Source organism: Pseudomonas palmensis (assembly GCF_049942755.1).
Lineage (GTDB): Bacteria > Pseudomonadota > Gammaproteobacteria > Pseudomonadales > Pseudomonadaceae > Aquipseudomonas > Aquipseudomonas palmensis.
Genome location: NZ_CP187958.1, coordinates 415837 through 428473, shown reverse-complemented (window position 1 = coordinate 428473; position 12637 = coordinate 415837). Strand labels below are relative to the sequence as shown.

The 12637-nt window shown below is 65.6% G+C and carries 11 protein-coding genes; 3 read left to right on the top strand and 8 right to left on the bottom strand.

Translation table 11 applies throughout. The features are described 5' to 3' along the window. Positions 1-190 precede the first annotated feature (190 nt). The gene (locus tag ACPRTJ_RS01850; protein ID WP_058542044.1) at positions 191-853 is read left to right on the top strand and encodes a hypothetical protein; all 663 of its coding nucleotides are present in this window, start codon (positions 191-193) and stop codon (positions 851-853) included. A 3-nt stretch (positions 854-856) separates the two neighbouring features. On the opposite strand, the gene ACPRTJ_RS01845 is transcribed toward ACPRTJ_RS01850, so the two are convergent. The 3 genes from ACPRTJ_RS01845 to ACPRTJ_RS01835 form a co-directional block, all read right to left on the bottom strand. Continuing rightward, positions 857-1534: a hypothetical protein gene (locus ACPRTJ_RS01845; RefSeq protein ID WP_043861855.1), complete on the bottom strand. Its 678-nt coding sequence runs from the start codon at positions 1532-1534 to the stop codon at positions 857-859. Then, positions 1534-2430, bottom strand: coding sequence for a hypothetical protein (locus ACPRTJ_RS01840; RefSeq protein WP_426427915.1), 897 nt, complete (start codon positions 2428-2430; stop codon positions 1534-1536). Before ACPRTJ_RS01840 ends, ACPRTJ_RS01845 begins: the two co-directional genes overlap by 1 nt. Before the next feature lie 98 nt (positions 2431-2528). Further along, a complete protein-coding gene (locus ACPRTJ_RS01835) occupies positions 2529-2966 on the bottom strand; it encodes an Lrp/AsnC family transcriptional regulator (RefSeq protein WP_043861856.1) in 438 nt (145 codons plus the stop codon). 131 nt (positions 2967-3097) lie between these two features. Between ACPRTJ_RS01835 and ACPRTJ_RS01830 the strand changes: the two genes are divergently transcribed. Together ACPRTJ_RS01830 and ACPRTJ_RS01825 are read left to right on the top strand one after the other, a co-directional pair. Continuing rightward, positions 3098-4003 (top strand): DMT family transporter, encoded by a 906-nt coding sequence (locus tag ACPRTJ_RS01830; protein ID WP_054915609.1) that lies wholly within the window; start codon positions 3098-3100, stop codon positions 4001-4003. Between the two features lie 81 nt (positions 4004-4084). Next, complete coding sequence (locus ACPRTJ_RS01825; RefSeq protein WP_426427913.1) at positions 4085-5005, top strand: class I SAM-dependent methyltransferase; 921 nt, start codon at positions 4085-4087, stop codon at positions 5003-5005. 102 nt (positions 5006-5107) lie between these two features. Here the strand turns inward: ACPRTJ_RS01825 and ACPRTJ_RS01820 are convergent, their stop codons facing one another. The 5 genes from ACPRTJ_RS01820 to ACPRTJ_RS01800 form a co-directional block, all read right to left on the bottom strand. Beyond that, complete coding sequence (locus ACPRTJ_RS01820; protein WP_426427911.1) at positions 5108-6559, bottom strand: PepSY domain-containing protein; 1452 nt, start codon at positions 6557-6559, stop codon at positions 5108-5110. A 48-nt stretch (positions 6560-6607) separates the two neighbouring features. Further along, positions 6608-8761, bottom strand: coding sequence for a TonB-dependent receptor (locus tag ACPRTJ_RS01815; RefSeq protein ID WP_426427909.1), 2154 nt, complete (start codon positions 8759-8761; stop codon positions 6608-6610). Positions 8762-8851: 90 nt separating this feature from the next. Then, positions 8852-9238 carry a DUF2946 domain-containing protein gene (locus tag ACPRTJ_RS01810; RefSeq protein WP_043859887.1) on the bottom strand — a complete coding sequence of 129 codons (387 nt, stop codon included), beginning with the start codon at positions 9236-9238 and terminating at the stop codon, positions 8852-8854. Positions 9239-9292: 54 nt separating this feature from the next. After that, positions 9293-11332, bottom strand: coding sequence for a mechanosensitive ion channel family protein (locus ACPRTJ_RS01805; RefSeq protein ID WP_043859888.1), 2040 nt, complete (start codon positions 11330-11332; stop codon positions 9293-9295). Between the two features lie 238 nt (positions 11333-11570). Continuing rightward, on the bottom strand, positions 11571-12572 hold the full coding sequence (locus ACPRTJ_RS01800) for a sulfate ABC transporter substrate-binding protein (protein ID WP_043859889.1): 1002 nt from the start codon (positions 12570-12572) through the stop codon (positions 11571-11573). Between the last annotated feature and the right edge of the window lie 65 nt (positions 12573-12637).

The following is a 12637-nucleotide window of genomic DNA, read 5'->3' as shown; positions in this document are numbered from 1 at the left end:
AACATCCCTGCGCCAGACTGGCGCGGGCTCAAGGCTGAGCCGGCACGGATGAACCAAACGGGTTTGCGACACTCTCAAGCACGCCCGTTTCCACGGATGGAACGACAGACAGGGATCACCCCGCAGCCTCGGCTGCGGGGTGGCACAGGCGGGTCAGCCTCAACCCTATTTGTCGCAAAGAGCCCGTGCCATGAAGTTGCCCTCCTTTTTTCGGCGTTATCGCCCTGCGCTGTTTTCCGTTCCGCTGGTCGTCGGCGCCACCCTGCTGACCTTCGAAGCGCTCGAAAGCCGAGCCCAGCCGGTGGACGGCACCCAGACCCTGGTCTTCCTGCGCCATGCAGAAAAGCCCGGCGAAGGCCTCGGGCAACTGAACTGCCAGGGCCTCAACCGCGCCCTGGACCTGGCCACTCTGCTCCCGGAAAAATTCGGCCCCGCCGACTACGTGTTTGCCGCCAACCCCAGCCGCGAAGTGGAGGAGGGCAGCAACGACAATGCCTACAGCTATATCCGTCCGCTGATGACCATCAGCCCGAGCGCGATCAAGCTCGGCCTGCCGGTGAACATCGACTTCGGCGCCAACGACACCGGCGACCTGGCCGACGAGCTGCTGCAGGACAAGTACCGCAACGCCACGGTCTACACCGCGTGGTCACACGGCTACCTGCCCGAGCTGATCAACACCGTGGCCGGCAAGGCGCTGGGCGAAAAACGCACCATCACCGACGACTGGGACGGCGAGGATTTCGACTCGCTGTATGTGCTGACCCTGACCTGGCACGACGGCAAGGCCAGCCTGCTCAGCCGCAACTACAAGCAGGGGCTGGACAACGGCGACCTCGCCTGCCCGAGCTGAGGGCTAGTTCACCACCTCGAAGCGTGCGCTGGCCTCGCGCCACTCGAACGTCTTGCCCAGGCAATACGGGCTGGAGGGGATGAGCACCTGGGTGGCGCCACCCTGCAGGCGTACCTGGACGGTGTCGATACCCTTGCTGCGACAGCCCGGCACCTTCACCTCCAGCGTCTGCTGCAGCTTGCCGGTGGCCTTGTCCATTACCTGGATGGTTTCGAGGGCGGCATAGTCCATGTCCATCGGCAACTGGAAGTAGAAGCGTTCGGTGGATGCGGCCTGGGGCAGTACCGCGCCCGGCGAGGGTGTCTGCAGGCCGATGTCGGCCACCAGCTTGAGCGTGAAGGGCAGCTGCTTGCCGCTGGCGTAGGCGGTCCAGGTGCCTTGCAGCGGCTGGGCACGGCTGCTGAAATCGGCTTTCTGGAAATGCAGGCGCGCGGTGGGCAGGCCGCCGCTGTCCAGTTCGTCCATGGCGAAGTTGTAGGTATCGGTGTTGCGCGTGGGCTTGAGCCGGATCGGCGTGTGGTAGCGCTCGTAGTAGTAGATACCGGTCACGTAGTCGTTGGTGCGCTCGATCACCAGCGTCACCGGCAACCCGCCGAGTTTGCCCTGGTACACGGAATGGTAGGCCAGGGCATTGGCGCTCAGGCACAGCAGCAGGCAGGCGAACAGGGTACGAAACGGCATCAGAAAGGCTCCACGCTGTGGCGCTGCCACACCAGTTGCTTGGGGTCGACGAAGTGGTAGTACTGCCAGTCGCTGGTCCCGGTGTCGTAGTTGCTGCCCTGGCGCTGGGCTACCCAGCCGGGGGCGGGGAACTTGAGCGCGCCCTTGTCGCCCAGCGCTTCGAGTTCGGTGTGGCGTTGGTAGGTATTGCTGGTGGGCTGGTACAGGTAGAACTGGTCCGGCTCCTGGTTGGCGCCGCCGGTGGCGCGCTGGCCGATGGGCGAGGCCCTGAAGTCGATGATGCCGTCACCGTTGTAGTCGGCGAAGGTCAGGGTCCGGGTGCCGTTGAACGCCAGCGCCAGGTTGTCCAGCACCTGCAGTGTGCTGCCGCTGGCGAGGTCGATGATGGTGATGCGATCGACCTTGCCGGTGTATTCGCCCTCGGCCTTGCTGGCGTGCACATAGAAGCTCTTGCTGCGGTTCTGCGGCTGTTGCAGCAGCGCGCCTTGCCAGCTGGAGCGCTGCTCGTCGCTGAAGCGAGTCTGGCGCGTGAGGCTGAAGGGCACACGTTCCCGGGTGCGCAGGTCGATCCATTCGCCACTGAAGTCGCGATCGTGCGTGAACACGAAGGGGCGCACCCGCAATGCTGCGGCGGGCATGCGCGGGTTGTCCATGATGTTGATCAGCAGTGGCACGTCCTTGCTGTAGGGCGTCACTTCCAGTGGCTGGCTGGTGTGGTGCTCGGTGTCCAGCAGGTAGCCTTGCACGTACTCGTACTGCGAGGTGTATTGCAGGGCGACCTCGACCTTGCGCTCGCCGAGGGTGCCCTGGTACAGGTTGATCGGGTCGGTGGCGTGGGCGCTGGTGAAGGCCAGCGCCAGGCCCAGCATGCAGAGGGGCCTTGGGAAAGCGAACATGGTGATGATGCGTCCTTGCGGGAGAGGGGCGCAAGGCTAGCATATGTGTGGAACGTGCCGTTGCTCTGCGAATCCCGCGCCGCCCGCCAGTATGGCGCTTATGCCATCGGCGGCAGCCGTCGCTTCACCGGGCTTTTCTTGACGATGGCGGTGTTGGTTTCGGCGTGGCTGTTGAGCTTGTCGAGCAAGGTGTCGAGCTGCTCCATCGAGCGTACATGCAGGCGCGCGATGAAGCAGTCGTCACCCGTGACCTTGTCGCACTCGGTGAACTCGGGGATGGCGATGATCTGGCGCTCCACCTCCTGCAACTGCCCCGGCAACGGACGAATGCGCACGATGGCCTGCAACTGGTACCCGAAGCTGCGCGGGTCGATGTCGACCGTGTAGCCCTTGAGCACGCCGCGTTCTTCCAGGCGACGCAGGCGCTCGCTGACGCTGGGCGCCGACAGCCCGCTCAGGTGCGCCAGCGCCTTGAGCGAACGCCGCGAGTCTTCCATCAGCGCCTTGATCAACAGCTGGTCGATATCGTCAGTCATGCAATCCTCGTCAGGCAGATCAATGAAATTGCCTTGATAAAAAAGGCAAGGCTTGAGTCTAGCCTTGTTTTTGCTATGGAGTGCCCTGGCTTCTTGCTCGCATAATCTGTCCATCGTCTGGGAGGTGAGAGATGGACAATTCAATACGCCGTGGGTCGTTGGAAATGGTCGCCGCGATGCTGATATCCGGCACCATCGGCTGGTTCGTGCTGGTGTCGGGGCAACCGGTGCTGGACGTGGTGTTCTGGCGCTGCGTGTTCGGCGCCGGCACGCTGTTGCTGGTGTGCGCCGTGCTGGGCTTTCTGCGGCCGGGCATCCTCACACGTGCCAGCTTTGCCCTGGCGGTACTCAGCGGGGTGGCCATCGTGGGCAACTGGGTGCTGCTGTTCGGCTCCTATTCACGGGCCTCGATTGCCATCGGTACGGCGGTGTACAACGTGCAGCCGTTCATGCTGGTGGGGCTGGCGGCGGTGTTTCTGGGTGAAAAGCTCAGTGTGCCCAAGCTGTTCTGGCTGGGGGTGTCGTTTGCCGGGATGCTGGCCATTGTGAGTGCCCACGGCAGCGGGCAGGGCAGTGGCGAGGATTACCTGCTGGGCATCGCGCTGGCGCTGGGCGCGGCGTTTCTGTACGCGGTGGCCGCGCTGATCATCAAGCGCCTGAGTGGCACGCCGCCGCACCTGATCGCGCTGATCCAGGTGAGCACCGGTATCCTGTTGCTGGCGCCCTTTGCCAATACCGGCGGCCTGCCGGGCACTGCGGGGGCGCTGGCCAGCCTGGTGACGCTGGGTATCGTGCACACCGGCCTGATGTACGTGCTGCTGTATGGCGCCATCCAGAAACTGCCGACCGCGTTGACCGGGGCGCTGTCGTTCATCTACCCGATTGCGGCGATCTTCGTCGACTGGTTTGCCTTTGGCCATCGCTTGAGCGCGCTGCAATGGCTGGGGGTGGCGGCGATTCTGCTGGCGGCTGCCGGCATGCAGCAGGGCTGGTGGTGGAGGGCGAGCGGCAAGTTGCACGCCACAAGCGACAAGTAAACAGGCGCCCGGCGCAAACTTGTCGCTTGCTGCGTGAAGCTTGCCGCTAAAATAGCCCTTTTTGTCCCAGTGAATCCTGCCATGCCGATTGCCACCCTTCACGCCCACCTGCTCGGTGCCCTGAACCCTGCGCCTGCCGAAACCCGGCGCCTGTTCCATGGGCGCGGGCGCTGCTGGCCGGGGCTCGAACAGATCACCGTGGACTGGCTGCAGGGCGTGCTGCTGGTCTCGCTGTTTCGCGAACCGCCCGAAGGGCAGCTGGCCACGCTGGAGCAGATGCTGCGCACCCTGGCCGCCAGCCCTGGCTGGCCCGGGCAGGCGATTCTGATTCAGCACCGCTACCTGCCCGATAGCCCCGGCCAGTGGTTGCTGGGCGAGCCGAGCGAGCACCGCGTGATCGACGAGGATGGCCTGCGCTATCAGCTGGACCTGGGCCTGAAGCAGAACACCGGGCTGTTCCTGGACATGCGCTATGGCCGGCGCTGGGTACGGGAGCAGGCGGCGGGCAAGCGGGTGCTCAACCTGTTCGCCTACACCTGCGGGTTTTCGGTGGCAGCGATTGCCGGGGGGGCCGAGCAGGTGATCAACCTCGATATGGCGCGCTCGGCCCTGAGCCGCGGGCGCGACAACCATCGGCTCAACGGGCATGACCTGGGGCGGGTGGGGTTTCTGGGGCATGAGCTGTTCAAGTCATGGGGCAAGGTGCGCAAGAGCGGGCCGTATGACCTGATCATCATCGACCCGCCGACGTTCCAGAAGGGCAGCTTTGTGCTGACCCAGGACTACAGCAAGATCCTGCGCCGCCTGCCGGAGCTGTTGAGTGAAGGCGGCACGGTGCTGGCGTGCGTGAACGACCCGGCCATCGGGCCTGACTTTCTGATCGAGGGGATGGCAGCCGAGGCGCCGGGGCTGGTGTTCGTGGAGCGTCTGGCCAATCCACCGGAGTTTGCGGACAGTGATCCGGCGGGCGGGCTGAAGGCGCTGGTGTTTCGCCAGGGGTGAATCTGTTTTGCCAGTGCTGGCCTATCGCGGGTCAAGCCCGCTCCCACAAGGATTGGCACTAACCCTGTGGGAGCGGGCTTGACCCGCGATGCGATCCGAAGGCTAGCGGCGCAAACGCCGCCACCCCATCACCACACCACTTACGCTCAGCACCAGCCCACCCAGGCTGAGCACGATCATCCACCCATCCCACAACGGCCGCCGCGTCAGCAGCGGTAGCCAGTCCCAGCTGTGCAGCAACGCGAACAGCCAGCGTGACACGCGCCGTGGCTGGTCCAGCTGCCCCAGTACTTCACCGGTGTACAGGTCCAGATGCAGCCAGGTCTGCGCCGGGTCGTCGAAGCGCACCCGCAGCACCGGCAGACGCTTTTCAAGATGCCCGAGCATGCTCTGCTCGGCCCGTGCGTAGTAGTAGAAGTCGTAGGCCTCCAACTGCTGCACCTGCATCGCCGGCCCGATCGCCCGCGCCGCCTGCTCCAGCACCGCCCGTGGCAGACGCTGCAGCACCTGGCCGTCGTGCATCGACAGTACCCGCGTGCGTCCCGCGCCGTCCTGGCCCACCACATACCCCGCGCCCCCGATCAGCCGCCACTCCAGCTCGCGGGCGGTGAAGCCCTGGTCGGCAAAGCGCGCCAGTGCCTGGGGCACCGACAGCGGGAACGCCGCCGCATTCAGCGGCCCGCCCTGATACGCCGAGGTATCCAGCGGCTGCGCACTGCTGAACAGCCGCCACGGGTTCATCGACATCAGCCCACTGAAAATCCAGGTGATGGCCAGGGCACCGAACAGCAACCCGCCCACATGGTGCCAGCGTGCCCAGCCCTTGTACGGCGAACGCGAACCGCTGCGGTAGGGCCGGCTGAAACGCCAGCGCATCACCCCCACCACCGCGCCCAGCAGCGCCATCACGCTGGCCGCCAGCGACAGGTAGATCACCAGGTTGCTCCACAGCCCGTCCACGCCGATGCCGCGCAATGGATACAGCCAGTGCAGCCAGGCGCCGATCAGGTTCCAGCCGCGCTCGCTGGCGCTGGCATCGCGCACCACTTCGCCGGTCTGGCCGCTGATGTACAGCAAGGTGCCGTCCGTATCGCTCAACTGCACGCGATGCAGCGGCCGGTGCGCATCCAGTGCGCGCGAATGGCTCCACAGGTCTTCCTGCACCGCGTCGCGATAGGTCAGCGGCGCATGCGGGTCGTATTGCCCGGCACTGGCCAGCGCCCGTTCGCGGGTGGTGGGGGCGATGCGCTGGCCGCTAGTTGCGTCCACCGCCAGGGCCTTGCCGCTGGCATAGTCGAACAGGTAAAGCGCCTGCCCCGCCACGCTGCTCAGGCGTATGCGTGCAGGTTGCGGATCGGCCACCGCCAGCGCCTCGCCCAGCGAGACGCAACAGCCCTGCGCCGACAGCGCCGGCAGGTGCGCCAGGTGCTCGCGCGGGGTCAGCTTGGGGTAGCCCACGTACAGCATCACCATGCCCGAGACGAACCACAGCGCCATGAACACGCAGGTCACGATCCCCAGCCAGCGATGCCACAGATACAGATAACGCTTCATTGCAACGCTCCATCAGGGCCGGGGCGCGAACGCCCCGGCCCGGCCCAGTCAGAAGCGGGTCTGCACCGCCAGTTCGAAGGTGCGCGGTGCACCCAGGTAGAGCATGCTCGACGAAGTCCAGCGTGCGTACACCTCGTCGGTCAGGTTGCGCACCCGCGCGGTGATGCGCGTGTCGGCATCCACCTTGTAGCCGACGAAGGCCCCGAACAGGGTGTACGACGGCGCGTAGCGGGTGTTGGCCGCATCGGCGTACACCGACGACACATAGCGGCTGTCGCCGCCCACCTGCCACTGCGGGTCCAGGTCGTAGGTCAGCCACAGGTTGGCCACCCGGTCCGGGGTGTTGGTGGGGGTGTTGCCCTTGCGCGAGAACGACTGGCCGCCGACGTTTTCGTTGAACGCGTCGTACTGTGCATCGACATAGGCGAAGTTGCCTTCGGCCAGCAGTTGCGGGGTGACGCGCAGCGCCGCCGCCACCTCGATACCGCGTGACGACTGCTTGCCCACCGGCTGGGTGAAGCCGGGGTTGGCCGGGTCGGCGGTGGCCAGGTTGTCGCGCTCGATGCGGTAGGCGGCCACGGTGGCCGAACCGCGTCCGTCCAGAAAGTCGAACTTGCTGCCCACCTCCAGCTGCTTGCCGGTGCTCAGGTCGAAGTCGCGCACCTGGCCGAAGCTGGCGGTGGTGAGCATGCCGGCGGGCGGGTCGGCGGCGGTGCTGTACTGCACATACACGTTGGCCGACGGGGTCAGCTCGAACACCAGGCCCACACGCCCGGTGGTGGGCTGGTAGCGGCGTTTGAACTGCGCCGGGTTGGCCTCGTTGACGGCGCGGTAGTTGCGTACCTGCAGGTCGATGCTGTCGTGGCGCAGGCCCGTCAGCAGGGTCAGGCGATCGGTCAGGGTCAGGCGGTTCTCCAAAAAGCCGGCCCAGGTGTCGACCGTGTTCTGACGGTTCTTCTCGTAGCCGGGGAACATGCCCGGCAGGTCGTAGAAGTGTCCCGGGTCGAAGTGGTCGGGGTCGACGCTGCCGGCAGCGGTGCCCGAGCGCGGATAGGTCATCTGCACGTTGTGGCTGTAGTCCAGGCCCGTCGACCACTGGCTGCGCAGGCCGAACAGCTGGCCGTCATGCAGCAGTTCCACGCGGTTGCCGTTGAGCTCCTGGTCGTGCCGTTGCAGCAGGCTGCCGGCGCGTTGCACGCGGCTGTTGTCGGCGTTGTAGGTGTAGGTCTCGAGATTGCGGAAGTTGCGCCCGGCGTTGTAGTGGTAAAGCGTATTGCGCAGCGAGGTGGCGTCGTCGAAACGGTACTCGGTGATCGAGCGCAGCCAGCGCACGCGCTGCTCGTAGCGCCCGTCCTCGACGTTGTAGTTCTCGAAGCGCCGGCTCTTGTCGACCTTCATCTGGCCGCCCAGCGGGTTGAGCACCGGGCTGCCCCAGTAGGGGCTGTCGACGCTCTCGTTCTGGTATTCGAGTGCCAGGGTGTGGGACAGCTGGTCGTTGATGTCGGTCAGCAGCGAGAACGCCACGCTCCAGGCATCGCGCTCCTCGCGGTCGACGTAGCCATTGCTGCGGGTATGGCTGAAATCCAGGCGCGCATGGTTGGTGTCGTTGAGTGCGTGGTTGAAGCCGAACGAGGTTTCGCTGCTGTCGTAGCTGCCATAGCTGACGCGGCCTTCATTGAAGTCTTCGTCGCGGTTGGCCAGCTTGGTGATGTAGTTGATCGAGCCGCCTACGGCGCCGGCGCCGAACAGGAAGCTGGACGGGCCGCCGACCGCTTCGACGCGGTCATAGATCCAGCTGTCGACCGGGCGTGCGGCGATCGAGTCGTACTGCACGCTGATGCCATTGAACAGCTGGGTGATCTGCGCCCCGGAAAAGCCCCGGTACGATACCGAGCCGGCCGAGCCGGGCGGGGAGGCGGCGTTCAGGCCGGGTACGCCGGCGAGCATGTCCTGGGTGGTCCTGGCGCCGCGCTGTTCGATCTGCTGGCGGTTGACGATGCTGATCGAGGCCGGGGTTTCGCGGGGCGTGAGGCCCAGGCGCGAACCGGTTTGCGAGGGGGTGTCGAGCAACACGCCGTCCACCGGGATCGGCCGGTCGCTGACCAGTACATCGGGCAGCACGAGTGCCTCGTCGGCAACGGCGTTGAGCGACAGGGCGCAGAGCAGGGCAGTGCAGCCCTGCAAACGTGGGAAAGGGGTCATTGAGCGAACTCTGCAGGTGAGCCAACGGCACCCCCGCGCAGTGGCGCAGGCGTGTGCCGGTACGGGCAGCGGCAAGGCTGCCGGGTTGGATCAGGCCAGCAGGGGGGAGGCGCGCGGGTTGGCCGAGGGCCAGCAGTAGCGAGGTGGCGCCTTGCTGCGCAGTTCGCGGTGGTAGCGGCGCGTGCGGGTGAACGCCAGCAGCCAGCCGATCACCAGGCTCAGGGCCAGGCACACCACGGCCGCGGCACACACCGGGCAGGTTTGCAGGCTGTCCCAGCCGGCGATGGAGGCGTCGCTGTAATCGGTCTTGAGGGTCGGGCCCGGGGTGCCCATGGCCGAGCAGAAGGCTCCGCCGATGCCGTTGAGCTGCAGGCCCATCATCTGCCCGTGGCCGATACCGCAGGCGAACAGATTGAACAGGACGCTGAAGTACAGCGTCCAGGCAATCAGCGAGCGGTCGGCACGGGTAAATTTCATGGCGGCGACTTTAGCACCACCTTCCCATGCCGGGAAGGTTGAACGCCGCAGTGTCTACACCGTTTCGTCGCGTACGTGGGCCGGCTGCGGGTAATACTGCGCGAAGCTCACGTCGTCGGTCTGGTCCACGCGCTTTTTCAGGCGCTCGTTGAACGCCCGATTCACCGCGTACTGCCCGCCCGAGGTGGTGCGGAACTGGGCGGTGAGGGTGATGCCGTTGAGGTTCATGGCGTCCACCCCGAACACCTGCAGCGGCCCTTGCAGGCTGTGGCGCAGCACCGGGTCCTCGCTGATCGACTGGCCCACCTCGCGGATCAGGTGCAGGGCGCTGTCGACATCGGTCTGGTAGCTGAACTGCACCGAGAAGAACGCATAGGCGAACTGGCGCGACTGGTTGGTGACGGCCTTGATCTGGCCGAACGGTACCGAGTGCACGAAGCCCTTGCCGTCGCGCAGGCGCAGGGTACGGATGGTCAGGCTCTCGACGGTGCCGGCGTGGCCGGAGTCGAGTACCACCCAGTCGCCGATGGCGATGGTGTCCTCGATCAGGATGAACAGGCCGGTGATCACGTCCTGTACCAGCTGCTGCGAACCGAAACCGATGGCCAGGCCGACCACCCCGGCACCGGCCAGCAGCGGCGCCACGTTGATGCCCAGGTTGGCCATGGTGGTGATGGTGCAGATCACCACCAGCACGATCTTCACCGCGTTGCGCAGCATCGGCAGGATGGTGCGCACCCGTGTGCTGGGCTGGCGCGAAGCGCGCCGGCCGGCGCTGGGCTTGAGGGCTTCCTGGATGGCGGTGTCGATCACCACCCACAGCAGCCAGGTGACCAGCAAGATCAACCCGATGCTGCTCAGCGAATCGCTGATTGCCCGGCCCAGGCTGTTGCGCACGGCGAATTCGAGCACCGAAAAGCCCCAGATGCGCCCCAACAGCTCGATGAAGGCGATGGCCATGCCGATGCGCAGCAGCGCGTGGGCGAGGTTGCGCACCAGTTCCTTGTAGGGGCGAAGGCGCTGGCCGGGGTCGACCTCGCGGGACTTGAACAGGTGCTGCAGCACCGTGCTCAGGAACACCGTGCCCACCAGCAGCACCGTGGTCAGCAGGGCCTTTTGCAGGGCCTTCTGGCTTTCTTCGCCGGCGCCGATCAGGTTGATCGCCGATACCAGGATCATCATCAGGATCGGCAGGTACCACAGCCACGAGAAGATCCGCAGGGTTTCCTGCAGGGCGCGGTGCTGCAGGCGGTCGTGCAGGTCGCGGTTGCGGATCAGGTGGGCCACCGGGCGGCGCAGGCGGATTACCAGCGCGGCGAAGGCGAAGGTGGCCAGCAGGCCGGTGATCACCGCGATGCTGCTGGTGAGGTTGCCACCGATCTGGCGGGTGATCTGCGGGCTGGTCAGGGCGTCGGCCCAGGCGGCGAGAAAGCCGATCATGAACAACGGGCGTGGCGCGATCTTGCGGATGATGCGCACGGCGGTGCGCTTGTGGCCGGTGTCGAACACGGTGATCAGGCACAGGATGATCGACGTCGAGAACAGGCCGCTGCTGGTGGCGTAGGCCAGGCTCAGGCCCAGCGCGCGGCCGATCGAGGGGTCGAGCAGGCGCGTGCTGGCGTAGAGGGTGGCGGGCAGGCTGGCCAGGGCCGGCAGGGTGTAGGGCAGCAGGTAGCCGAGCAGTTTCTGCAACCGCGGACGTTCGCGTAGCGGGCGCCTGCGATTGATGTGGTGGGACAGCACGCGGCCCAGGCTGGTGAGCACGCCGAACACCACCAGCCAGGTGAGGCTGAGCAGGGCAAAGTCCACCAGCAGGTCGAAGGAGTCTTCGGCGTGGCGGTCGACCAGCTGGTTGGCCTCCTTGCTGGCGCGATTGGCGCGCAGGCGCCAGGCGTCGACCAGGTGACCGTCGACGTCGATTTCCTGGGTGACGCTGTCGAGGCTGTTGGCCAGGGCGCCGAGCAGGCCGCCCTGAACCACGGGTTCCGGGGCTTTTTCGGCGGTTTCGGCGCTGTCGGTGCCGGGGATGAGGCTGGCGGCGAGCAGTTGCGTGCTGAGCAGGCAACCGAGCAACAGGGTGAGCAATCGGGTCACTGGGCACTCCTTGAGCCGTGAATGACGGAAAGGGTAGTCCAAGGAACTGATCGGTATTTGCCGGGCAAGTTCGAAACCGAGGTGAATTCATCGCGGGTCAAGCCCGCTCCCACAGGTGCGACATCGCCCTTGAAATCGGCACATCACCTTGTGGCAGCGGGCTTGAACCGCGACAGGCCCGAACGCCGGCCACAAAAAATCCGGGGCCCGTCACAGGCCCCGGATTCGTCACCCGGCCTTACTGCCCGGTGTAGATCTGGTCGAAGATCCCGCCGTCGTTGAAGTGGGTCTTCTGCACGGTGCGCCAGTCACCGAAGGTCTTTTCCACCGACAGGAAGTCGACTTTGGGGAAGCGGTCGGTGTACTTGGCCAGCACGGTCGCGTCGCGTGGGCGCAGGTAGTTGTTGGCGGCAATTTCCTGGGCTTCAGGCGACCACAGGTACTTCAGGTACTCCTCGGCGGTGGCACGGCTTTTCTTCTTGTCCACCACCTTGTCGACCACGCTCACCGGCGGCTCGGCTTCGGCCGACACGCTCGGGTAGATCACCTCGAACTGGTCGCGACCGAATTCGCGCGCGATCATCTCGGCTTCGTTCTCGAAGGTCACCAGCACGTCGCCGATCTGGTTGGTCATGAAGGTGGTGGTCGCGGCACGGCCACCGGTATCGAGCACCGGTGCCTGCTTGAACAGCTTGCCGACGAAGTCCTTGGCCTTGTTCTCGTCACCGCCGTTCTTGAGCACATAGCCCCATGCCGACAGGTAGGTGTAGCGGCCGTTGCCCGAGGTCTTGGGGTTGGGCACGATCACCTGTACGCCGTCCTTGAGCAGGTCGGGCCAGTCCTTCAGGGCCTTGGGGTTGCCCTTGCGCACGATGAACACGGTGGCGGAGGTGAAGGGCGCGCTGTTGTTGGGCAGGCGGGTGACCCAGTTGTCCGGCACCAGTTTGCCGTTGTCGGCCAGGGCATTGATGTCGGTGGCCATGTTCATGGTGATGACGTCGGCCGGTAGGCCGTCGATCACCGAGCGCGCCTGCTTGCTCGAACCGCCGAAGGACATCTGCACGTTGATCTTCTCTTTGTGCTCGGCTTCCCAGTGCTTCTGGAACGCGGCGTTGTAGTCCTTGTAGAAGTCGCGCATCACGTCGTAGGAGACGTTGAGCAGGGTGGTCGGGGCGGCCTGGGCGAGGTTGCCCAGGGCCAGGCCTGCGGCCAGAAGCGAGGCACCAAAGAGTTTTTTCACTGCGCATTCCTTGTTCGAGTTGGGAGAAAGGCATTATGCCAGCGACTATAGCGGCTCGGCCTTAG

Bases quoted from the DNA above. Each gene is read 5' to 3' on its own strand.
- ACPRTJ_RS01850 (WP_058542044.1), top strand. From the start codon at position 191: ATGAAGTTGCCCTCCTTTTTTCGGCGTTATCGCCCTGCGCTGTTTTCC.
- ACPRTJ_RS01830 (WP_054915609.1), top strand. From the start codon at position 3,098: ATGGACAATTCAATACGCCGTGGGTCGTTGGAAATGGTCGCCGCGATG.
- ACPRTJ_RS01835 (WP_043861856.1), bottom strand. From the start codon at position 2,966: ATGACTGACGATATCGACCAGCTGTTGATCAAGGCGCTGATGGAAGAC.
- ACPRTJ_RS01820 (WP_426427911.1), bottom strand. From the start codon at position 6,559: ATGAAGCGTTATCTGTATCTGTGGCATCGCTGGCTGGGGATCGTGACC.
- ACPRTJ_RS01840 (WP_426427915.1), bottom strand. From the start codon at position 2,430: ATGTTCGCTTTCCCAAGGCCCCTCTGCATGCTGGGCCTGGCGCTGGCC.
- ACPRTJ_RS01815 (WP_426427909.1), bottom strand. From the start codon at position 8,761: ATGACCCCTTTCCCACGTTTGCAGGGCTGCACTGCCCTGCTCTGCGCC.
- ACPRTJ_RS01825 (WP_426427913.1), top strand. From the start codon at position 4,085: ATGCCGATTGCCACCCTTCACGCCCACCTGCTCGGTGCCCTGAACCCT.
- ACPRTJ_RS01845 (WP_043861855.1), bottom strand. From the start codon at position 1,534: ATGCCGTTTCGTACCCTGTTCGCCTGCCTGCTGCTGTGCCTGAGCGCC.
- ACPRTJ_RS01810 (WP_043859887.1), bottom strand. From the start codon at position 9,238: ATGAAATTTACCCGTGCCGACCGCTCGCTGATTGCCTGGACGCTGTAC.